The sequence below is a fragment of the Acinetobacter equi genome, from assembly GCF_001307195.1.
Classification (GTDB): domain Bacteria; phylum Pseudomonadota; class Gammaproteobacteria; order Pseudomonadales; family Moraxellaceae; genus Acinetobacter; species Acinetobacter equi.
Window position 1 is genome coordinate 1698720 of sequence record NZ_CP012808.1, and the last position, 21976, is coordinate 1720695.

Below are 21976 nucleotides of genomic sequence, written 5' to 3' on the forward strand. Positions count from 1 at the left end.
TATAATAGCAAAAATGTAAAAGCTATATTGCGTGTTTTCTGATAAGGAATTCAGTATTTTAACTTAGCTTTGACATAGTTGGTATGGTATTTGCTTGATATCAGTCAACTACTAACACGCACTCTGTGAGTGCAACAAAAAAACATCGGAGCAAAATGAGCATGGCGAACAAGGTCCTTCAACTCATCCAAGAAAGTGGCGCAAAATGGGTCGATTTTCGCTTTACTGATACTAAGGGTAAAGAGCAGCATGTAACTTACCCTGCAGATACGATCGACGAAGATACATTTGAAGACGGCAAAATGTTTGACGGCTCTTCAATTGCAGGTTGGAAAGGTATTGAAGCTTCTGACATGATCTTACGTCCAGATGCTGAAACAGGTTTCATCGACCCGTTCTTTGCTGAGCCAACTGTAGTTGTGACTTGTGACGTAATTGAGCCATCTACTGGTCAAGGTTACGAACGTGATCCACGCTCTATTGCTCGTCGTGCTGAAGAATACCTAAAATCTACAGGTATTGGTGATACTGCATTCTTTGGTCCAGAACCAGAATTCTTCGTTTTTGACGAAGTAAAATGGGATATCGATATGTCTGGCGCACGCCATACATTAATCGCTGAAGAAGCTGCATGGTCTACAGGTAAAGATTACGAAGCTGGTAACTCAGGTCACCGTCCACGTGTAAAAGGTGGTTACTTCCCAGTTCCTCCTGTTGATTCTTCACAAGATATGCGTGCAGATATGTGTGCAAAAATTGAAGACATCATGGGTCCAGGTCGTGTAGAAGTACATCACCACGAAGTTGCATCTTGCCAATTAGAAATTGGTGTAAGCTTCAACACAATGGTACGTAAAGCAGACGAAGTACAACAGTTTAAATATGCTGTTTGGAACGTTGCACATCAATATGCAAAAACAGCAACATTTATGCCTAAACCAATGGTAGGCGATAATGGTTCTGGTATGCATGTTCATATGTCTATCTCTAAAGATGGTAAGAACTTATTTGCTGGTGATGAATATGCAGGCCTTTCAGAAATGGCATTGTATTTCATTGGCGGTATTATTAAGCATGCTCGTTCATTAAATGCGTTAACAAACCCTTCTACAAACTCGTATAAGCGTTTGGTTCCACATTTTGAAGCGCCAATTATGCTTGCTTATTCAGCACGTAACCGTTCTGCATCTATTCGTATTCCTTATGTTTCAAGCCCTAAAGGCAAACGTATTGAAGCACGTTTCCCAGATCCAATGATGAACCCGTACTTAGGTTTTGCTGCATTGTTAATGGCTGGTCTTGATGGTATTCAAAATAAAATCCATCCAGGCGAAGCTGCTGATAAGAACTTATATGATCTTCCTCCTGAAGAAGAAGCAAAAATTCCTACAGTTGCGCACAGCTTAGATATGGCTTTAGAAGCATTAGCTGCTGATCACGACTACCTATTAAAAGGTGGCGTATTCACTAAAGAAATGATCGATGCTTATATTGAACTTAAAACTGAAGATGTACGTCGTTTAAATACAACAACTCACCCAGTTGAGTTTGATATGTACTACAGCTTGTAATTCTATACAGAATTTAGCTTAGAAAAACCCGCGTTCATCGCGGGTTTTTTGTATGATAGGCAAAGATAAATTAAAAAATTTTGAGTAAGTATTTATGGCAAAGCCACGTAAAAAACATACAGGTTTTTTTCCTTGGAATGATCCTAAAGATCAAGCAAAGGGATTTAAACTTAATTTTTCTGAAGTAACATATATGGAAGTAGGGCGTACTTTAGAAGGATATAAACAGGCTCAATTTGTTGAGCTTAGAAATCCTGAATTGGCTTTAGATTTTGATTATCCTGAAATTTTTTATATTAGTGCTGAAGGCTTTATTCTTATTCAGCACAATAATGGAAAATATGAAGTGATTGCAAAATCAGATAATACCTAATATTTAACTTAGTCATTTAGCTGATATTTTTTTAAATTTTCAGTTGCATAAGGTGCATCTTCTGCTGGATAACGTAAATTGGGAATTTTTTTAGATTTGGCAATAGACCAAATAATACTTTCTCCAGCAGGAATGTTTTGACTAAATTCATTATAAATAGGATCGTTGAAAGCTTCACTTGCACTTACAAAGTTCCATTTATTATTTTTAAATGCTGTAATCACATCATTTAAAAAAGCAGCATTGATGTCATTTGTATGTAAGAGTAGAACGTGTTTAGGTGACCGACCAATTGTTTGAATCGCTAAATGGCTTTGTTGCATAAACCTAGCCTAGAAGGTCTATTTAATCCTATAATTTCAAAATGAATAAACCTGCCCCTAAAACCTATCGTACAACCAATTGGTCATCCTATAACCGAGCTTTAATTAACCGAGGTAATATTTCCATTTGGTTTGATCCAAAGACTCAGTGGTATGCACAATCACAAGGTAAGCAAGGTCGAAATCAAATCTACTCCGATACAGCGATTCAATGCTGCTTAATGATCAAGTCACTATTTCGACTCTCTTTACGTATGGTGATGGTGACAGGTTTTGTCCAAAGTCTGATTAAGCTTTGTAGATTAGATTGGACAGCTCCAGATTACACTACGCTTTGTAGAAGACAAAAGCATATTGATATTGCGATTAGCTATCAAAAAAGTAGTGATGGTCTCCATCTACTCATGGACTCTACTGGTTTGAAGTTTCTAGGTGAAGGTGAATGGAAGTGTAAGAAACATGGGGCTGAATATCGTCGCCAATGGCGTAAGCTGCATATTGCTATAGATGCTGAAACTCTTCAAATACGTGCAGTTCAGCTTACAACGAATAATGTCAGTGATTCGCAAGTGCTCGAAGATTTACTTGCTCAAATTCCCTTGGATGAACAAATTGATTCTGTTTATACAGATGGTGCTTATGACACAAAGCATTGCCGACAAGTCATTTTAGATCGAGATGCACATGCTGTGATTCCTCCAAGGAAGAATGCAAAGCCTTGGAAAGATCAGCAAGCGAGGTCTATGGAACGGAACGAGTTATTGAAAACAGTCAAACGGCTGGGAAGGTCACTTTGGAAAAAGTGGTCTGGTTATCATCGTCGTAGTTTGGTGGAAACCAAGATACATTGCATCAAATTATTAGGCGATAAATTAACAGCAAGGAGCTTTCCGAGTCAGGTGAATGAGATTCATGCACGCGTAGCAGTATTGAATAAACTCACAGAATTAGGTCGCCCGCATACCCAAGTTGTCTCTTAAATTTGGAATACTAGGGATAGTTCTATCTCTCAAATCTCTATGCAACAAAGCCGTTTTAAATACATTGTAGAGGTTAAGCCTTTTATTTTGCATTGATCATACGGTGTATGAAAAATAAAGTTTATAAAAATTGGTAACTATAATAAATACTGATGATAAATATTTATAACCGTGTATTTAATGAAATCATTTATTGAGTTAGGTACACTAAAGCCGATTTTTAAAGGCATTGGAATTATGAATTGCAAACATATCCGAATTAAGCAGGAGAAACAAATGCATCCTGAGTTAAAGAAATGGTTGTTTGCTTCAGGTTCATTGACTCGCCAACTTACAGATTTAGCGGGTGGGATATTTAAGGTTCAGCCGATAAATGAAAGTTTTAAACGACTTACATTTATTGATGCGAAGTGGATGAAAATGCCTCATCATCATACCTCTTGGGTAAGAGAGGCATACTTATATGGTTGTGAGAATCAACCATGGGTGAAGGCAAAAAGTATTTTTCCTATATTGAGTGTGCAAAAAAAAGCACGAATTTTTCAACATATTGGTAAAAAACCGATAGGTTTTTATTTATTCCAACGTACAAACCCTATTTGTGAGCGTCGTGTTCTTTTACTAGAAGATGGTTGGACTAGACAGAGCTGTTATACTTGGCATGGTTGTAAATTTATTGTTCAGGAAACATTTCTTCCTGAATTTGAAAAATTTATTCAAAACCACCATTCAGTGTAATTCAGTAAAGGACAGGCATGGCAACTGTGCAGCAAATTACTTGGCGTGAACGTTTAGAAGCGTATTATTATTTATGCCGATTTGATAAACCTATTGGTACGGAACTTGTATTTTGGCCAACCATGTGGGCATTGTGGTTAGCAAATCAGGGAATGCCAGCACTTTCTATCTTAATTCCAATGATTTTGGGCACGATTTTTATGCGTGCAGCAGGATGTGCAATTAATGACTTTGCAGACCGAAAAGTAGATGCACATGTAGAAAGAACAAAAACACGTCCATTGGCAACAGGCATTATTCAAGCTAAAGAAGCTATTTATGTATTTTTAGTATTGGTGCTGGCAAGTGCATGCATGTTGTTTTTTCTGCCTATAGAAACATTTTATTGTTCATTTGGTGCTTTGATTCTTGCTTTTATTTATCCATTTATGAAGCGTTATACTTATTTACCCCAGGTATTTTTGGGCGCTGCATTTTCATGGTCAATTCCTATGGCATATACAGCGGTAGGGCATCCTTTAGATTTAAGTTGTTGGTTACTTTATTTTGGTAATCTTGCTTGGACCGTAGCATACGATACTCAATATGCGATTACAGACCGCGAATATGATTTAAAAATTGGTGTGAAATCTACAGCAATTTTATTTGGACGTTATGACATCGAAATTATTTCTTTGCTTCAAGCTGTAAGTGTTATTTTGATTGGATTGGCTTTATATATACAAAATGCTCTTATTCCATTTGTATTTTGTGCTTTAGTTCTAGTAATTGCAGACTTTATATATCAATGGACAAAAACAAAGAATCGAGATCCACAACTTTGCTTTTGGGCATTTAGACATAATAGATGGATAGGATTATTGATATTTGCAGGAATTTTTTTACAATTCTAAGAATCTATAATCAATGATATAAAAGGCTCTATTGTATAGAGTCTTTTTTGTCATGAAGATGTCATCTTTATATTTTATCTTATAGAATATTATTTCTTTACTGTTATTGTTGTTGTGTAGCGTATTATGGGGCAGTCATCTTCTTCTAAAATAAGTACGAAAAAAGTTTTATTTTTCGCAACATTAGGTCTGTGTGTACCTATTTTTTTAGTTTCTATGGGAATGCTTGCTGTTCGAAGTGATGCAAAGAATCAAGAGCTTTATAAACAACAACAAGCTGAAATGATTAAACGTATTAAAGAGCGTGAAGCAGCAGAAGAGCAATTTAAACAAAACTCAACTAATGATGTGACAACAAATTAAGAGTTATCCTGTGAGGGTATTCAAAAAGGATTTTGATTTGTTGGGCATAATATCCTTTCTAAGTACTTGAACAGAAGGGATTTCTGTATAACGATAAACAATATATCCTGCTTCAAAAAGCATAGCATCGCGCTCTGCATCTTCTTTTTCTTTTCCAATATGACTCGGATCATCTAATTCAACAATTGCAATCACATTAGTATGCCGATCGATAATAACAAAGTCTGTTACTTTACGATTGAACTTCGCTCTAACTTTATAGTTTTTATTAGTAATTAATGCACTAAAAGCAACTTGAGCAAGCACATCATATTCTGGAAAGCTTTGTTTTAAGCGAGTAAACATTTTTGCTTCATATGCAGTAATGATACGTTTGGGATAAAATTGTTGTCTAGAAGAAAAGTATTGTCTAAAAATAAGAAAAAGAAGGGCTAGGCTTGCAATGCAGCCAACACTAAAAAACAATGTAGAAATGAAGTTTGGCACAGGCGGACTAAATCTGAATAAATAAAAAACCCACTCAATTAGAGTGGGTCTTTTGAATCTTGGCTCTCCCACCTGGGCTCGAACCAGGGACCTGCGGATTAACAGTCCGTCGCTCTACCGACTGAGCTATGGGAGAATCTGAGTGGCATTGTATGTGGCAAAGAACAATTGGTCAAGCATGAATATGAGGAAATATGCTTGATATTATATTAAATGGAAAAAAAATGAGCACTTTTAGTATTTTGAATTAAAAAATAAACAAAAATAATAATATACAAACATTTTAATAGCCTTAATTTTTTATAGATAGAAGATTTTAAAATAAATAGTAAGTAATAAAATCGATTAATTAATAGTTTATTTTTATAATTGCTTAAATCTATTATTGATATTTGAATAATAAATAGTCATTAAAAGTCAGTATGTTACTAAATATAATGTAAATTAATTTTTAGATTCCTTACTAGTCAGTTATATAAAATAGAAGTAAAATTGCACTATTCTTTCTTAATTAAATATTTCTCCCATGAGCAATCTGTCTACTACATTGTGGTCACACATTCGTACTGTCCAAGATTTTCCAAAACCTGGTATTTGCTTTTTTGATTTGACTCCTTTGTTCATGAAGAATATCGGTTTATTAACAGATGCATTAATTGAGAGTATCCCTGCTGATAAATTAGCTGAAGTAGATAGTTTTATTGCTGTTGAAGCTCGTGGTTTTGTGTTGGCAAGTTTGTTGGCTCAGCGTTTAGGTAAAGGTTTAATCCTTGTTCGTAAAGCAGGAAAATTACCACCACCAGTTGTAGGTGTTGGCTATAGTTTAGAATATGGTTTAGATCGTTTAGAAATGTCAGCTGAAGTAGAAGCACAAAAAGTCATTATTGTTGATGATGTACTTGCAACAGGTGGAACATTAAAAGCAGTTCAAAAACTTGCTGAAAAATGTAATCATAATGTGCTTGGTGCAAGTATTTTCTTAGACTTGCCTGATTTACATCAAAATTTAGGTTTAGAAGTTTGGACGGTATTAGATGATAAATCTAAACCAGAAGAAAGCGCTGCTTAAAATTTGCATGATTTTAAAAGAAAAGCCGTAAGTTTATTTACGGCTTTTTTATTTAAGCAAATAGGCTTGTTCAATTTGTTGAATAAGTAAATTAATATTCTCAGGAAATTGTAATTGGTGGTGACCACTATTAATAGTTGAAAGTGGCATATAATTTTCTAGTTGTTCTTTAATTTCATACATATTTAATAGTTCATCTCCCAATTCTAAATAGCCAAATTGCGGAATATCGTGATTCAGATCTTGATCTGATATAGCAGGGTAGTCGGAACGAAAGTCTGGACAAAGATTTGGATTTGCAATGACACAGGGCATTTGATGAATCTGTGACATCTTTAAAGCCCAGTAGCCACCAATACAGTGACCGACAATTATATCTGGTATAAACGTTTGAATAATATTGTCGTAAAAGTCAGCAACACTTTGAAAAGATAGATGTCGATAGTCAACATTTATACATATTTTTTGATCTGCTTTAATTGAATGAAATTTTGTAGACTCTCGTGAAGAATCTAGACCGTGAAAATATAATACTTTCATAATGATAGAATTCAGTGTTGGTTTATTTTAGTTGGTGATCAATAAATGTTGAATATTATTGTAGTTTGAATAAGCGTTATGAAAAGTTATCATTTGGTCTAATTCTTTTGTAAAATAAAGACTTTAGTCGTAATCTGAGTTTGTTTTGAGAGTATTTATAAAATTAAAATAAAAAGATTTTATATTGGTGTTTAATTTTTTCAATGCGTTTTGTTCTGTAAATCTGCTATGCTATGCAACTTCCGTTTTTTATTACTATCGAGGCAGAGATGACGCAACATAACGCTCAATCGACTTCTGAACAGCACATTTCCGAAAACGATTTAATTGCACAGCGTCATGCCAAGTTAAAGCAAATTCAAGACCATGCTCAAGAAACTGGTGTTAGCCCTTGGCCAAACACATTTAAACGTGAGCATTATGCACAAGATTTACAAGACCAGTTTGCAGAAGTATCTAAAGAAGAAATCGAAGCTGGTGAAAAGGTTTATGTAAAAGTTGCAGGTCGTGTGATGTTGAACCGTGGTTCATTCATCGTAATTCAAGACATGACAGGTCGTATTCAGCTTTATGTTGCACGTAAAGAATTATCTCCTGAAGTTTTAGAAACGATTAAAAGTCTAGACTTAGGCGATATTATTGCAATTGAAGGTTATATTGGTCGTTCGGGTAAAGGCGATTTGTACGTTCATATTGAACAATTTGAACTATTAACAAAATCACTTCGTCCACTTCCAGATAAATTTCATGGTTTAACTGATACTGAAGTCAAGTATCGTAAACGTTACTTAGATTTAATTGTGAATGAAGAAACACGTAAAACTTTTGAGATTCGTGCAAAAGTAGTGTCAGGCATTCGTAACTATTTAACTAATGAACGTTTCATGGAAGTTGAAACACCAATGATGCATGTGATTCCAGGTGGTGCTTCGGCACGTCCTTTTGAAACACATCATAATGCGTTGGATATGCCATTATTCTTACGTATTGCACCAGAGCTTTACTTAAAGCGTTTAGTTGTTGGTGGTTTTGAACGTGTGTTTGAAATTAATCGTAACTTCCGTAATGAAGGTGTTTCTACACGTCATAACCCAGAATTTACAATGATCGAATTCTACCAAGCATATGCAGACTATAAAGACCTTATGGCTTTAACTGAAAACATGCTTGAGAAATTAGCAATCGACATTTTAGGTTCTACAGATGTTCCTTATGGTGAAGAAGTATATAGCTTCAAAGGTCCATTCAAAAAAATCTCAATGTTTGATGCGATTCTTGAACACAATCCGCAATTTACGCCTGAAAATGTAAGCGATCGTGATTTCTTAGCGGATTTCGTTAAAAATGAATTGAAAGAGCAAGTGAAACCTGGATTTGGTTTGGGCAAGCTTCAAACAATAGTATTTGAAGAAACAGTTGAAACAAAACTTCGTCAACCTACATTTATTACTGAATATCCAGCGGAAACTTCTCCATTGGCGCGTCGTAATGATGATAACCCGCATATTACTGATCGTTTTGAGTTTTTTATTGGTGGTCGTGAGTTAGCAAATGGTTTCTCAGAGTTAAATGATCCAATTGACCAAGCGGAACGTTTCCAAGCACAAGTAGCTGAAAAAGACGCTGGTGATGATGAAGCAATGCATTTTGATGCAGACTTTATTGAAGCACTTGAATACGGTTTACCTCCAACAGCAGGTGAAGGTATCGGTATTGATCGTTTAGTAATGTTATTTGCCAATGCGCCAAGTATCCGTGATGTAATTTTATTCCCGCATATGCGCCATAAAAATGCATAAATGTGATATTTAAGCAAAAAGCCCGCATATGCGGGCTTTTTTTTATCTTGGTGATGAAGCGTATTAATGAGAAAAAATACTTGAAGTTATAAAACACCTTATATTTGTTATTTTATTTAAAACTACTCTGTATTTTATTTTAAATATAATATGAAGTATAAGAATAATATTAAGAAATTATTTTAGAATTTTATGAAAATACAGAAATATTCAATGAAAGATTATTTAATATGCAAAAAATAACTATTAAAAATAGGCTTTCTTATTTAAAAAGAAGCTTGATTTGATTGTTTATTGATCAATTAAATGAAAAAAGAAAAATAATTTTGTTTTTTACAAAACTTTACATACGGGTGTTTTTAAATGTGAGGTAAACAATGAGAATTATTATGCATTTTTTTAATTAATTGTGATGTGTGTCACATTAGTGCAGGGTGGTAAGATAATGCTTTTTTCAAACATACTTAATAATATACTTTATGTGAAAAATATCAACATTTTAATTGAATATTGTCTATTTTATACAAAAAAACTAAAAAATTATTGTCACTTAAATTTATTACAATTTCTGAATTTAAATAAATCGAATGGAATAGTTATAAATCACCATAAATGTGAAATTTATTAAACGGAACTTAATAATTGAAACTTACATCAATATTTATTCAAAAAAGTGTGACTTGATTAATATTTTTAATTTGATATTCTGCACACACCAAATGCGAAACAGCGTACAACACACAGTTTTCTGGGTGACAAAGTTTTGTGAATAGTTTTTTAAGTAGTTTTATTTATTTAGTTTTAATAAGAGAGAAAATCATGAAAAAGTCAATCATTGCAATGGCACTTTTGGGTACAATTTCAGCTTCTGCTATGGCTAACCAAGGAAGTGGTCGTATCAACTTTACTGGCGAAATTATCGCTGCTCCATGTTCAATCACTGCAGAAACTATGGATCAAACTGTAAGCCTTGGTCAAATTTCTAACGTAGCTCTTACTCAAGGTGGCGCGTCTCCAGTTCATAACTTCAACATCACTTTATCTGAATGTAACTTCACTACTGAAGAGTATGATCGTACAGCTCAAATTACTTTTAATGGTACTACAGTTGGTCAAGCTACAGCTGACGCAGATGAGCTTCTTGGTGAATACTTAGCAATGACTGGTTTTAATGACTCTGAAGCTGCTAACTTCTACAACGTAGCTATCGAAATCCGTCAAGCTGGTACAGACGCTCTTGTTGACTTAAGCGGATCTACTCCAGTTGATGTTACTGATCTTCAAAATGGTAACAACGATCTTCCATTCAGCGCTAACGTACGTGGTGCTTCTACAGCAACTGCAGATGATATCCCATTAGGTAACTTCAGCGCTCTTGCTAACTTCGCTATCTCTTATAACTAAGTTATTAGATAGTTGAGGAGGGATTCATAAATATAGTGTATATGAGCCCAAGAATAAAATAATGTCTTTATGACATTATTTTATTCCCTCCTCTTAGTTGATGATGGAGGGAGTGAAAGTGAAAAAATCGCAAATTATTGTATTTAATCTACTTCTAACTTCAAGCATGTTTTCTTTGGTATCTGCTCAAGACAATATCCAAAGAGGTTTAGTAAATATGCGAGGAGAAATTCTAGAAAGTGCTTGCACTATAGATATTAACTCCGTAGATCAAACCATTGATATGGGAAATATTCCGGTAAGTTCAGTCCGGGATAATAATGAAAATAATATAAAAGAATTTGAACTAAAACTCATAGATTGCCGATGGGGTGAAGAAACCCGAAATAATTTAACCAGTGTTGATATCAGTTTTTCTGGTCAATCTGAAGCAGATTACTTTTTACTAGAAGGTGATGCTCGCGGAATTAAATTAGGTTTAGAGTCTATTTCTGGAGAAAAAATAATCCCAAGTGAAACCATTGTTTTTGAACATGATTTTACTCGAGAGATTGCTTCAAGATATCGTTTTAGATTGGTTCCTGATGGGAATCCTGTTGAGTCTGGTTCCTTCAACACAATTGTCCATTTCAATATTAGTTATAAATAAATAGCAGCATTTTGCTGTAGACGAGATAGGTTATGCACGTAAATCATCCAATAAGTAAATTATGCTTAATGATATTGTCGAGTATGTCAGCTTACTCTGCGTCTGCGCATGCTGATGATTTGCAATTCAATACTGACCTTTTAGATGTATCTGATAAAAAGAATATTGAACTTGGTTTATTCTCAAAACCAGGTTACATCATGCCTGGTGATTACTTATTCAAAGTTAATTTAAATAACCAGTATTTAACAGAAAAAAGAATTACATTCTCAACATCAAAAGAAAATGAAAAAGATACAGTTGCATGTATTACTGAAGATTTAGTCCAAAAATTTGGTTTAACTAAAGAAATTCAGAAAAAATTACAGTGGGATCCTGAAACGGATTGTTTAATTCCTGAAAGTCTAGAAGGAATGACTGTTAAGGGTGATTTACCACGTGCAATTGCAAATATTAATATTCCACAAGCATATTTAGAATATCGCAGTGAAAACTGGGATCCTGCTGCCATGTGGGATGATGGTATTAGTGGTGCTGTACTTGATTATAACATTGCTGCAAATACAACTTTTAGTCATTTAGAAGGCGAAGGGAATAGCACATTTATTGGTGCAAATGGTGTTGCAGGATTAAACTTTGGTGCGTGGAGATTACGTGCAGATTGGCAATCGTCATATCAAAAAGTTGATAATAACCCACAAGGTGACCAAATAGATTTTAATTGGAATAGGTTTTATGCATATACAGCATTACCATCTATTAAGTCACAACTTGTTTTAGGGGAAAATTACCTTAGCTCGGATTTATTTGATAGCTTCCGGTTTACTGGTGCTAGCTTAGCATCTGATACTAATATGTTACCACCAAACTTACGTGGTTATGCACCACAAGTTACAGGTGTTGCGCAAACTAACGCTCGTGTGGTAATTAGTCAGTTAGGACGTGTTATCTATCAAACACAAGTTCCTGCAGGTCCTTTTAAAATTCAGGATTTGAATGACAGTGTGAGCGGTACTTTAAACGTACGCGTTGAAGAAGAAGATGGTACAGTCCGTGAATTTGATGTAGATACTGCATCGATTCCATTCTTAACTCGTCCTGGTTCATTACGTTATAGAACAGCAGTTGGTCGCCCATCAACATTTGATCATAAATTTCAAGGAGATTACTTCTTTAGTGGAGAGTTTTCATGGGGTGTATCAAATGGTTGGTCATTATTTGGTGGTACTTTAAATAGTAAAGACTATAACTCTTTATCTGTTGGTGTGGGTCGTGACTTATTAGCACTTGGTGCAATCTCATTCGATATCACACAATCATTTGCTAATTTAGAAAATGAACAAAATTTAGAAGGTCGTTCTTATCGTATTAACTATGCGAAACGATTTGAAGAAATGAATAGTTCGATTCAGTTCGCTGGCTACCGTTTCTCTGAACGTGACTTCTTAAGTATGAATGACTTTTTGGCGTTGAATGGTGAAGTGCCAACACGTCGCGGTCGTAGTAAAGAAATGTATAACGTTTCTTTAAGCCAAAATATTCCTTCATGGAAAACATCAATAAGTTTGAACTTAAACCATCAAACTTATTGGGATGCTGATGCTCGTGATTATTATAATGTTTCGATCAATAAAACATTAAGTATGGGTTCAATTAAAAATGCGAACTTATCATTAACGGGTTATCAAAACAAAGCAGATACTCGTGATACAGGTGCATTCTTATCATTGAGTTTGCCATTAGATACAGGTGCTCGTGTAAGTTATTCTGTTGCACACGATGACAATGATACACGTCATCAAGTGAGTTATTTTGATCGCCTTAATAATACAACAAGCTATCAAGTTAACTCAAACTTCTCTAATGCGGCTAATTCAGCTGGCGCATTTGTATCTCATACTGGTGGTCGCGTTCAAGTCACTGCTAACGTAAGCCATGTTCAAAGCAGATATACGTCAATTGGTGGTAGTTCTCAAGGGGGAATTACATTGACGGCTCGCGGTGTTGATTTCCATCGTACGAATAGTATGGGTGGCACACGTGTAATGCTAGATACCGATAAAATTTCAGGTATTCCTATTAGTGGTAATGGTGTTGCAACCAAGTCAAACTATTTTGGTAAAGCTGTTGTTACAGATGTTGCAAACTATACGCGTAATAAGATCAACGTTGATGTTAATAAACTGCCAAAAAATGCAGAAGTTGTAGATTCAGTTTTACAAACAAGCTTAACGCAAGGTGCAATTGGTTATCACCAGCTCAATATTATTGCTGGTGAGAAAAAGATGGTGACTTTAGCTCTAAGTGATGGTGGCTATGTTCCATTTGGTACACCAGTTATGGATAGTCGTGGTCGTAGTGTTGGTATGGTTGATGATAGTGGTATGGCATATCTAGGTGGTATTAACTTAGGTACGAAAATGACTGCTCAATTGGGCAATGGTCAAGATTGTACGATCACATTTACTGAAAGTAACTTGGCAAAAGATGAAAATGATGCGTTATTATGTGAAATTAATAGTAATTAAGGGGTAATTTAATGAAACAGATGAATGGTAAAGGTCAAGTGAAAAGTTTATTGGCAAAAGTAACTATGCTGGGGTTAGCATGTGTAACTACATTTGCACATAGTGCTGTTGCATTAGATCGAACACGTATTATTTTTAATGGCTCGAATAATTCAGTGTCATTATCGGTCAGTAATAAAAATGCAAATCTACCGTATTTGGCACAAGCATGGTTGGAAAATGAAAATTTAGAAAAAGCAACTACTCCATTTGCTGTGTTACCGCCATTACAACGTTTAGAGCCATCTCAAACAAGTCAGATTCGTGTTGAAGCAGTAGAAAGTCGAATTGCATCTTTGCCACAAGATCGTGAAAGTTTGTTCTATTTTAATTTACGTGAAGTACCACCAAAAAGCGATAAACCAAACGTTTTACAAATTGCTTTACAAAGTAAAATTAAATTATTTTATCGTCCAAAAGGTATTGAGTTAACACCAACTGAAATTAGCAATACGCCTTGGCAAGAAAAACTTATATTGCTTAAGCGTGGTGAGCAAGTTATTGCACAAAACCCAACGCCTTACTATACAACGATTATTTCAGTGAAAAAATCAAGAGATGCAAAACCAATTGATGATACTGATGCCATTATGATTGCACCATTTTCTGAAGCAAAATTTCCGATAACAGCAAAAGAAATGGGTAATTCTCCAGTATTAACTTATATCAATGATTACGGTGGTACACCAAAATTGCAATATCAATGCCAAGCAGATAGCTGCCAACTGGTTAAAAAAGCGAAAGAGTGATTAAAAAAATGAATAATGAACATGTGTTTAAAAAGTGTGCAGGAATGCTGCTTGCACTAAGTCTGTGTAGTTCTGTTTATGCAAGTCAATCTAGCAGTGTAGTGAACGGTATTGCCGGTAATGTGGGTAAACTGCATGTTCATGGTTCATTGACTGAAAGTACCTGTAGTATTGAAATGGAATCTTTAGATCAATCTATTAATGTAGGTAATGTTGAAACAGCGGAATTTCAAAATATTGGTGACCGTGCAACACCTACAGCATTTCAAATTCGATTAAAAGATTGTATGTCTGATAGCACTGAAATGATTGATTTTAAAACAGGTCTTCTGACTTGGAGTACAACTCAACCAGGTGTTAAAGTCCGCTTTTTAGCTGAAAGTGATGTGCTTAATCCAAATATTGTTCGTGTAAATGGTGCAAAAGGTTTGGGTTTAGAAATTACTGATTTAAATGGTGAATCTGTTGATTTAGGTCAATTGAGTCGGCCAATTTTAATACCTACACAACAAAGTGTTTTAACGTATTATGTGACGCCAGTCAAAACTGCTTCATTAGAACCAAATGCGTTTGATGCCCTTATTTCTTTTGAATTGGTTTATGAGTAATTTGTAAAGTTGAGAATAATCATGAAGAAATTACAGCGGATGAAGTCTATATCTTTATTGAGTTGTGGGATTAGTCTTGCTTTAGGCTTATGTTTATCCTCAACTACTCAAGCAAATGATCGTGTTATTAATGTTGTTGGTTTGCTCGTTGCAAAACCTTGTGAAATTATTAACACAGAAATTGACGTTAATTTTGATGCGGTGAATACACCTCAGTTAATGAGTGATTCAGCACCAACAAAAGACTTCCAAATTCGTTTAAATAACTGCCCAAGTTCAAATATTCGTACTAAGTTTGTAGGTGAGGGTGTCGATAACAATCAACTTTTAGGTTTGAGTACTGGTAGTACCGCTCAAGGTGTTGGAATTCGCTTATATGATGAACAAAATCGAGTGATTCCAATTGGTCAAGACACCGTTGGTGTAAGTGGTGTACCAGGTGTTGTGCATGTACTAAATTTTCATGCGCAAGTTGCTAAATTATCTGATGCAACAACGGCAGATTTAGTCAGTGGGGCTTTTACAGCAACAGCGACCTATGAAGTTAGTTATGATTAAAAAATTGGGGTAAGTGATGAAATTATTTTTAAAGTTATGTTTTTGTATACTTGCAGTAGTTCAATTTACGAAAGCATATGCAATAGATCCAGGTATTTACTGTCTTGATAATGCAACAGGGGAGTGGAATCGATTAACTAATAGTACACCACAAATGACACGATTTGTGAACGTTGGTGGACAAATATTTCCTTCTGCTGGTATTGATAATAATAATAGGAATGACAGATTTTATAGCCTGACTCCAGCATTTGTACAATGTCGTAATTCCATGGAAGATAATGCCGATTATCAACTACAATTAACGCAAGTTGCTAGATTAAATAATGCTCAAGATTATAGCCCAGCATTTTTATCTGCTACGAATGCTGTCGCATATGTATATAGAAATAATCGTAATTCTGATACATTCGATCCGAGATCTAACGGTGCTGGTGCTGGCGGTCCAATTGTATTTCAGATGCAATTACCACCTCGAAATAGTTTAGGTACAGTTCTTATTACTCCAGCACTTGCAATTTATCAAGTGGTAAATTCTCAAGTTGTTCCTGCTGGTACATATCTTGGAAATATCACATTTAGTGTGTTAAGAAATGGCGTGGTTCAAGCTAATCAACAATTAGTAGTACGATTAGTTACGACGAATGACTTAATTTTTCAACCAGAAACTTGTGTTGTGAATAATGGTCAGCCATTAGAAGTGGACTTAGGTACAATTGCTGAAGTGGAAATTCCTGTGGGAAGTGGCTTAAACAGTAATTTGACACGAACAATTGATTTAAATTACCAGTGTGATACTAATATCACCTCAGCTATGCGTGTTCAATTGGTTGGTGAGCCATCAGATTTTTCGACTACTGCAGTTGAAACACGAACAGGAAATGTCTACGGAACAGGTGAAACTATTCAGCATTTAGGTATTGAATTTTATAAAGATACAATAGTACTAGCACCAAACTCGGCAAATGGTTTTATGACTCAAATTACCAATGGTGTAGGTAGTGATACTTTAACAATTGCACCAGTTAAAAGTGCTCAAGCAAACTCAGTAAATTTACCATCAGGATATTTTAATGCGACAGCAACGCTAGTATTTACTACACCATAAAAATCGTAGTTTATTAAAAGTGGATTAAGAATTGATTCTTAATCCACTTTTTTATATTTAATGTGAAATGATTGATTATACAAAAGATATATTTTGAGTATGTGTTTATAAGATATTAGTGGAATTTATGACCGAACTGTTTGAATATAAAAGAGATAATAGAAGTATATTTATAAAAATAAGTAGACATAAAAAATGATACATAAATTTTAAGTTTTATTTAGAAGAATTGAATTAAATCAGTAGCTAAAACAAACATTTTTTGGGATATATATAAGCAATTTTTAAATAATGCTTTGTGTGGAAATACGTCCCATTAAGATATTGATTGAATAGTTACCCATGATTCACACAATAAAAAAATATTTAATTAACCTGAATCGCGGATAAGAAAAAGACTCGGCTTTAAAAGTCCGTCAGGTATTATGGCAACAACATGGTGTTGCACTTCAAATGCTAATTTAAGAACAAAAAATGAGCTTTATTTAACTCGCAATGATAAAGATTCCTCAAGATCAAGGATTATATTTCCTTGAGCAGGATTAGGGTTAAATAATATAAAATAGTATTTTAATGCTAAAAAAAACAGCCAAATATATTGGCTGTTTTAATAAAAATTATTTTAACTTATGCATCATGTTTTGGTTTTAGGCTTTGAGTTAAACCATTAATATCGCCACCTTGAATACCCAGCTCATTCATTAAACTATCAATAAGCGGTGCTTGAGAGCGGTAGCGTAGAGCACTATTTACAACTTGATCAGATAAAGCAACTTGACCTTGTTCAGAAGAAGCTTCTGAATTTCCTGATGAAACACCACCTAAGCCATTAACCTGTAATATTTTAATATCATCAATGTTTTCCATTGGTTTAACACTTTCACGAATAATTTCAGGTAAGTATTTCAGCATTGCCAAACGAATTTGCATTTCAACTTGTTCAGATGATAGAACGTTATTTGCTTCATTGACAGCACGTGTACCTTCAGCATCAACTTGGTATTGTTTTTCCATTGCTTCAGCCAGTAATAATTTAGCATCTGCTTCACCTTTTGCCTTTAAGCGAACTTGTTCAGCTTCGGCTTGTGCTGCAATACGAATTGCTTCTGCCTCATCTGCTGCTGCTTGTTTGCCAGCTTCAGCAGCAACAGTAATTGCAATAGCATCTTTTTCAGCTTTTTCTTTTGCAGAAACAAGTTCAACTGCTTTTTGACGTTCAGCTTGTTGAATTTGTCTAACAGTTACAACTTCTTCTTCTGCTTTAACTGCTTGTGCACGAGCTAAATCTGCTTGAGCTTTTGCCTCAGATTCGGCACGTGATTTTTCAGCAATAGCAATTGCACGATCTTGTTCAGCAAGTTCAATAGTTTTCTTTTGTTCAACTTGTGCTTTTTGAATAAGCTGTGATTTTTGAATATTTTCATTCTCAACATCACGTGCAGCTGCAATGCGCTTTAAGTCAACTTCACGATCTGCAGCAATTCTTGCTTCTTCAGCTTCACGTTTTTTAGCGGCTTCTTGTGCTGCAATTTCAGCTAATTGTTCTGCACGACGAATAGAAATTTCACGTTCTTGTTGAAGCTTTGCATATTCTTCTTCACGAATAATTTGTAATTTTGCTTGTTCTGCTTCTAAATTTTTAGTCTTAATCGCTAAATCAGCATCTTGTTCAATATGATTACGTTTACGACGACGGTCTTCAATGGTTTCAGTAAGCTTTGTTAAACCTTCAGCATCGAAAGCATTTTGTGGGTTAAAGTATTTAAAACCAGTTTGATCAAGACCTGTTAATGAAACAGTTTCTAATTCAAGACCATTTTTATGTAAGTCTTCAGAAACGACTTGCTGTACCTTTTGAACGAAATCAACACGTTTTTCATGTAATTCTTCCATTGCCATTTCCGCAGCTACAGCGCGCAATGAGTCAACAAACTTACCTTCCACTAAGTTTTTTAGCTCATTAGGAGACATTGTTTTTTGTCCTAATGTTTGTGCTGCAGTTGCAATGGAGTCCGCTGTTGGTTTTACACGAACATAGAATTCAGCCATTACATCTACACGCATACGATCACGTGTAATCAATGCTTGATCATCTGCACGACGAACTTCTAAACGAAGTGTGTTCATGTTTACAGGAATAGTTTCGTGAAGGATAGGAAGTACAATTGCACCGCCACCTAAAATGACTTTTTCCCCACCAAAACCTGTACGAACAAAAGAAATTTCTTTACTTGAACGTCGGTAAAGACGTGCTAAAATAAAGCCTATAATAAGTAATGCAATAAAAATTGCAACAGCACTGACTAAAATGCTGTTAGATAAAAAATTAATCATTGGACTTGTCTCTGTTTTTTGTATTAATAAAACTGTATAAAAGTAGTTTAGTAACCAGGTGCTTTCGCTTGATAACCAACGCTGGTTCTTTGGGTTAAAATGACTGCTTGTCCTTCAATAAATACTTCATCTATTTCAGGTTCTACAAGTACATAATGTGTTAGACCATGTATATCTTTTACTTTTGCTTGTGCAGGATAAGATTGGCGTGCTTCACCTAAAATAATAATGCCTGTTAAGCCTATTAAATCGTCGCTGTGAATTGCGGTTGTTTCATCTTGGGGGAGAATTTTAGTGATTATTTTTGCACTTTGCCTCACAAGCGGCATACATAAAAAAAAGCAAATAGGAGAAATTATCCAGCCGCTTAACATTGTATGTGTCAGATTAAAAATAATGCCTTGAATAAAAAATCCACTAAGACTATAAACAGTTAAAAAAATGATGAGCCATACAAATAGGGGAACTTTACCTAAATAAAGCCAATCAAATACTTTAGCAATATAGCTATAATCTGAATCTAAATTAATTTCGGCTTGATGACCTACATTATCAGGAAGGAACTGATCTAAAAAACCTTGAGAGCCACCACCAAGAAGGGTCATACAAATTTCAAATATACCAAATAGCAACATTAGACACAGACTGATGCTAAAAATGATATTCGAAGGGTGTAAAAATAACTCCCACATGTTTGTTTGTCTCTATAATTTTGTTTTATATGGATATATATAATCTTTGATTATTTTGAATATCATACAAAGATAATATTTATTTGTGCAGATATTATAATCAATAACATACTAAAAATGTAAAGATTATATTAATAATTATGCATGTTTTTAACGATTTTTTAGGTTTAGTGTGAGTGTGATAAATAAAATAACTCTTATTTTAGAATTATTTTAAAGAATATATTAATAATTAAATTGAATTTTATGTTTAAAGTAAACTTGTTTGTATGCGTACTTTCATCTCTAATGATTGTTGAATAATAAATGATTTCATCCAAAAGATTTGTTCACCCATTGGATTAATTTTAATCGCGGTATTTAAAAACTCCATTGAAGGAAGATTAAATAATTGTTTTTCAATCGCAAGTTGTAATTGATCTGTTGTTGCTGCTAGAGGCATCTCAATTGTGTGAAATGCTTTTGGAAAATTATAAAATGCATAAAGTAAGTTAAACGCACGTTGATCGCCTTTTAAATTTCCAGCACCAATTTCATAGCTACGATCTTGATTGCTATGTGTAACTCCAATCATAAACTGCCATTGATTATCCGAAAGTCGTAGACCAAATTGAAGACCTAATTGATCTGAGCTGTAATCATGTTGAATAAAATTATTTAGTGCTGAGCCAGCATCATTGAATGCTTCTTGTAATACCAGCATGTGTTGCTGATGTTGATAGATAAAACCTGCCAAGCCTGATTGTTCAAGAAGCTTTTTTAGGGTTTCAATATCAAAATGGCTATATGGCATAACGAGCTAACTTAATAGATGATTTATATTATGACTTTAAACACGAAATTTGGTTTTTAATAGAGTTTTTTCATATAAATTTACGATGAACTTATCTATTTTATTTATGTCTATAATAGAAGAATATTCGCAATATAAAACAATATTATGATTATAAAAATATGAGTCAATTTAGCTCATAAGGAATATCAAAAAACCTTTATATGATGAAATTGCATATCAATATAATAAAACAAGCAATAGTGTGGATAACTAAATCACTATAATGAATATTAATTTTCAAAAGTGTCATAAGTACACGTAATTTCTAAGCTGGTGTTGTCCATGTCGTTAAATGAGGAAAGACTTACTCATCTTAAACAGCTAGAAGCTGAGAGTATTCATATTATTCGCGAAGTTGCTGCTGAATTTGAAAATCCAGTCATGCTATATTCAATTGGTAAAGATTCGGCAGTGATGCTACATCTTGCGTTGAAAGCTTTCTATCCTGCAAAACTTCCATTTCCATTGCTGCATGTAGATACGGGCTGGAAATTTAAGGACATGATCAAGTTTCGCGATAACATGGCGAAAGAACACGGTTTTGATTTGATTGTGCATCAAAATAAAGAAGGCAAGGATGCAGGTGTAAATCCATTTGATTATGGTAGCTCTAAATATACTGACATCATGAAAACTCAAGGCTTAAAGCAAGCCTTAGATAAATATCAGTTCGATGCTGCTTTTGGTGGCGCACGTCGTGATGAAGAAAAATCTCGTGCAAAAGAACGTGTTTATTCTTTCCGTGATTCAAAACATCGTTGGGATCCAAAAAACCAACGCCCAGAACTTTGGAATCTTTATAACGGTAAAGTGAACAAAGGTGAAAGTATTCGTGTGTTCCCACTATCAAACTGGACTGAGCTTGATATTTGGCAATACATTTACTTAGAAAATATTAAACTTGTTCCTTTGTATTTAGCTGCTGAACGTCCAGTAGTTGAACGTAACGGTACACTGATCATGGTTGATGATGAGCGTATGCGTTTAAATGAAGGTGAAGTACCACAAATGAAATCGGTACGTTTCCGTACTTTAGGCTGTTATCCATTGACAGGTGCTGTTGAATCTACAGCGAACACCTTGCCAGAAATCATCCAAGAAATGTTGCTTGCAACAACTTCTGAACGTCAAGGTCGTATGATTGACCATGATGAAGCTGGGTCGATGGAAAAGAAAAAGCAGGAAGGTTACTTCTAAATTTATTTTTAATCTCTCCCTTGCGCAGCAGTGCTACTCATCTTTGATAAAGAGAGGAGAAATCCCTGAAATAAAAAGGGTGTGAAGTCCCTCTTAGTAAAAGAGGGATTTAGGGAGATTAGAACAGACCGATTTCAAAA

The 21976-nt window shown here is 34.6% G+C and carries 21 protein-coding genes, 1 tRNA gene and 1 pseudogene; 16 read left to right on the forward strand and 7 right to left on the reverse strand.

Annotated features, from left to right (window positions below; translation table 11 throughout):
- Window positions 1-155: 155 nt before the first annotated feature.
- Both glnA and AOY20_RS08070 read left to right on the forward strand, forming a co-directional pair.
- Window positions 156-1571: a type I glutamate--ammonia ligase gene (gene glnA / locus AOY20_RS08065; RefSeq protein ID WP_171250413.1), complete on the forward strand. Its 1416-nt coding sequence runs from the start codon at window positions 156-158 to the stop codon at window positions 1569-1571.
- Between the two features lie 94 nt (window positions 1572-1665).
- Window positions 1666-1944 (forward strand): hypothetical protein, encoded by a 279-nt coding sequence (locus AOY20_RS08070; RefSeq protein WP_054581379.1) that lies wholly within the window; start codon window positions 1666-1668, stop codon window positions 1942-1944.
- Window positions 1945-1952: 8 nt separating this feature from the next.
- Here the strand turns inward: AOY20_RS08070 and AOY20_RS08075 are convergent.
- Window positions 1953-2252: pseudogene (locus AOY20_RS08075) on the reverse strand (polysaccharide deacetylase family protein); the annotation flags it as partial.
- A 56-nt stretch (window positions 2253-2308) separates the two neighbouring features.
- Here AOY20_RS08075 and AOY20_RS08080 point away from each other — a divergent pair.
- The 4 genes from AOY20_RS08080 (at window position 2309) to AOY20_RS08095 (ending at window position 5241) form a co-directional block, all read left to right on the forward strand.
- Window positions 2309-3247, forward strand: coding sequence for an IS5 family transposase (locus AOY20_RS08080; protein ID WP_054581381.1), 939 nt, complete (start codon window positions 2309-2311; stop codon window positions 3245-3247).
- A gap of 237 nt (window positions 3248-3484) precedes the next feature.
- Window positions 3485-3985, forward strand: a complete 501-nt coding sequence (locus AOY20_RS08085) for a chorismate--pyruvate lyase family protein (RefSeq protein WP_054582562.1) — start codon at window positions 3485-3487, stop codon at window positions 3983-3985.
- 17 nt (window positions 3986-4002) lie between these two features.
- Window positions 4003-4878: a 4-hydroxybenzoate octaprenyltransferase gene (gene ubiA / locus AOY20_RS08090; RefSeq protein WP_054581382.1), complete on the forward strand. Its 876-nt coding sequence runs from the start codon at window positions 4003-4005 to the stop codon at window positions 4876-4878.
- Between the two features lie 126 nt (window positions 4879-5004).
- A complete protein-coding gene (locus AOY20_RS08095) occupies window positions 5005-5241 on the forward strand; it encodes a hypothetical protein (protein WP_054581383.1) in 237 nt (78 codons plus the stop codon).
- 3 nt (window positions 5242-5244) lie between these two features.
- Here AOY20_RS08095 and AOY20_RS08100 read toward each other — a convergent pair whose 3' ends face one another.
- Together AOY20_RS08100 and AOY20_RS08105 are read right to left on the reverse strand one after the other, a co-directional pair.
- A complete protein-coding gene (locus tag AOY20_RS08100) occupies window positions 5245-5727 on the reverse strand; it encodes a DUF2726 domain-containing protein (protein ID WP_054582563.1) in 483 nt (160 codons plus the stop codon).
- Between the two features lie 60 nt (window positions 5728-5787).
- Window positions 5788-5863, reverse strand: a tRNA-Asn gene (locus AOY20_RS08105).
- Window positions 5864-6253: 390 nt separating this feature from the next.
- On the opposite strand from AOY20_RS08105, the gene AOY20_RS08110 reads away from it, so the two are divergent.
- Entirely contained in the window at window positions 6254-6796 is a 543-nt protein-coding gene (locus tag AOY20_RS08110) for an adenine phosphoribosyltransferase (RefSeq protein ID WP_054581384.1), read from the forward strand.
- Window positions 6797-6844: 48 nt separating this feature from the next.
- Here the strand turns inward: AOY20_RS08110 and AOY20_RS08115 are convergent, their stop codons facing one another.
- Window positions 6845-7336 (reverse strand): YqiA/YcfP family alpha/beta fold hydrolase, encoded by a 492-nt coding sequence (locus AOY20_RS08115; protein ID WP_054581385.1) that lies wholly within the window; start codon window positions 7334-7336, stop codon window positions 6845-6847.
- Between the two features lie 269 nt (window positions 7337-7605).
- On the opposite strand from AOY20_RS08115, the gene lysS reads away from it, so the two are divergent.
- From lysS to AOY20_RS08155, 8 genes are all read left to right on the forward strand, one after another.
- Window positions 7606-9135, forward strand: coding sequence for a lysine--tRNA ligase (gene lysS, locus AOY20_RS08120; RefSeq protein ID WP_054582564.1), 1530 nt, complete (start codon window positions 7606-7608; stop codon window positions 9133-9135).
- A gap of 819 nt (window positions 9136-9954) precedes the next feature.
- Window positions 9955-10539: a fimbrial protein gene (locus AOY20_RS08125; protein ID WP_054581386.1), complete on the forward strand. Its 585-nt coding sequence runs from the start codon at window positions 9955-9957 to the stop codon at window positions 10537-10539.
- Between the two features lie 118 nt (window positions 10540-10657).
- Window positions 10658-11188, forward strand: a complete 531-nt coding sequence (locus tag AOY20_RS08130; protein WP_054581387.1) for a fimbrial protein — start codon at window positions 10658-10660, stop codon at window positions 11186-11188.
- Between the two features lie 83 nt (window positions 11189-11271).
- On the forward strand, window positions 11272-13716 hold the full coding sequence (locus AOY20_RS08135) for a fimbria/pilus outer membrane usher protein (protein WP_054581388.1): 2445 nt from the start codon (window positions 11272-11274) through the stop codon (window positions 13714-13716).
- Between the two features lie 11 nt (window positions 13717-13727).
- The gene (locus AOY20_RS08140; RefSeq protein WP_227510323.1) at window positions 13728-14504 is read left to right on the forward strand and encodes a fimbria/pilus periplasmic chaperone; all 777 of its coding nucleotides are present in this window, start codon (window positions 13728-13730) and stop codon (window positions 14502-14504) included.
- Window positions 14505-14512: 8 nt separating this feature from the next.
- The gene (locus AOY20_RS08145) at window positions 14513-15112 is read left to right on the forward strand and encodes a fimbrial protein (RefSeq protein ID WP_054581389.1); all 600 of its coding nucleotides are present in this window, start codon (window positions 14513-14515) and stop codon (window positions 15110-15112) included.
- Window positions 15113-15133: 21 nt separating this feature from the next.
- Complete coding sequence (locus AOY20_RS08150) at window positions 15134-15670, forward strand: fimbrial protein (RefSeq protein WP_054581390.1); 537 nt, start codon at window positions 15134-15136, stop codon at window positions 15668-15670.
- Window positions 15671-15686: 16 nt separating this feature from the next.
- Complete coding sequence (locus AOY20_RS08155; RefSeq protein ID WP_054581391.1) at window positions 15687-16778, forward strand: fimbrial protein; 1092 nt, start codon at window positions 15687-15689, stop codon at window positions 16776-16778.
- 627 nt (window positions 16779-17405) lie between these two features.
- On the opposite strand, the gene AOY20_RS08160 is transcribed toward AOY20_RS08155, so the two are convergent.
- The 3 genes from AOY20_RS08160 to AOY20_RS08170 all read right to left on the reverse strand — a co-directional run bounded on the left by AOY20_RS08160 (window position 17406) and on the right by AOY20_RS08170 (window position 20597).
- Complete coding sequence (locus AOY20_RS08160) at window positions 17406-19112, reverse strand: flotillin family protein (RefSeq protein ID WP_054581392.1); 1707 nt, start codon at window positions 19110-19112, stop codon at window positions 17406-17408.
- Window positions 19113-19159: 47 nt separating this feature from the next.
- Window positions 19160-19804, reverse strand: coding sequence for a YqiJ family protein (locus AOY20_RS08165; RefSeq protein WP_081403374.1), 645 nt, complete (start codon window positions 19802-19804; stop codon window positions 19160-19162).
- 250 nt (window positions 19805-20054) lie between these two features.
- Entirely contained in the window at window positions 20055-20597 is a 543-nt protein-coding gene (locus AOY20_RS08170; protein WP_054581394.1) for a hypothetical protein, read from the reverse strand.
- Window positions 20598-20921: 324 nt separating this feature from the next.
- Here AOY20_RS08170 and cysD point away from each other — a divergent pair, with 324 nt between their 5' ends.
- Window positions 20922-21836, forward strand: coding sequence for a sulfate adenylyltransferase subunit CysD (gene cysD / locus AOY20_RS08175; protein WP_054581395.1), 915 nt, complete (start codon window positions 20922-20924; stop codon window positions 21834-21836).
- The last annotated feature ends 140 nt before the right edge of the window (window positions 21837-21976 follow it).

Coding starts and splice junctions, on each gene's coding strand:
- glnA (WP_171250413.1), top strand. CDS start 156: ATGAGCATGGCGAACAAGGTCCTTCAACTCATCCAAGAAAGTGGCGCA.
- AOY20_RS08070 (WP_054581379.1), top strand. CDS start 1,666: ATGGCAAAGCCACGTAAAAAACATACAGGTTTTTTTCCTTGGAATGAT.
- AOY20_RS08080 (WP_054581381.1), top strand. CDS start 2,309: ATGAATAAACCTGCCCCTAAAACCTATCGTACAACCAATTGGTCATCC.
- AOY20_RS08085 (WP_054582562.1), top strand. CDS start 3,485: ATGAATTGCAAACATATCCGAATTAAGCAGGAGAAACAAATGCATCCT.
- ubiA (WP_054581382.1), top strand. CDS start 4,003: ATGGCAACTGTGCAGCAAATTACTTGGCGTGAACGTTTAGAAGCGTAT.
- AOY20_RS08095 (WP_054581383.1), top strand. CDS start 5,005: ATGGGGCAGTCATCTTCTTCTAAAATAAGTACGAAAAAAGTTTTATTT.
- AOY20_RS08110 (WP_054581384.1), top strand. CDS start 6,254: ATGAGCAATCTGTCTACTACATTGTGGTCACACATTCGTACTGTCCAA.
- AOY20_RS08115 (WP_054581385.1), bottom strand. CDS start 7,336: ATGAAAGTATTATATTTTCACGGTCTAGATTCTTCACGAGAGTCTACA.
- lysS (WP_054582564.1), top strand. CDS start 7,606: ATGACGCAACATAACGCTCAATCGACTTCTGAACAGCACATTTCCGAA.
- AOY20_RS08125 (WP_054581386.1), top strand. CDS start 9,955: ATGAAAAAGTCAATCATTGCAATGGCACTTTTGGGTACAATTTCAGCT.
- AOY20_RS08135 (WP_054581388.1), top strand. CDS start 11,272: ATGTCAGCTTACTCTGCGTCTGCGCATGCTGATGATTTGCAATTCAAT.
- AOY20_RS08140 (WP_227510323.1), top strand. CDS start 13,728: ATGAAACAGATGAATGGTAAAGGTCAAGTGAAAAGTTTATTGGCAAAA.
- AOY20_RS08145 (WP_054581389.1), top strand. CDS start 14,513: ATGAATAATGAACATGTGTTTAAAAAGTGTGCAGGAATGCTGCTTGCA.
- AOY20_RS08150 (WP_054581390.1), top strand. CDS start 15,134: ATGAAGAAATTACAGCGGATGAAGTCTATATCTTTATTGAGTTGTGGG.
- AOY20_RS08155 (WP_054581391.1), top strand. CDS start 15,687: ATGAAATTATTTTTAAAGTTATGTTTTTGTATACTTGCAGTAGTTCAA.
- AOY20_RS08160 (WP_054581392.1), bottom strand. CDS start 19,112: ATGATTAATTTTTTATCTAACAGCATTTTAGTCAGTGCTGTTGCAATT.
- AOY20_RS08165 (WP_081403374.1), bottom strand. CDS start 19,804: ATGTGGGAGTTATTTTTACACCCTTCGAATATCATTTTTAGCATCAGT.
- AOY20_RS08170 (WP_054581394.1), bottom strand. CDS start 20,597: ATGCCATATAGCCATTTTGATATTGAAACCCTAAAAAAGCTTCTTGAA.
- cysD (WP_054581395.1), top strand. CDS start 20,922: ATGTCGTTAAATGAGGAAAGACTTACTCATCTTAAACAGCTAGAAGCT.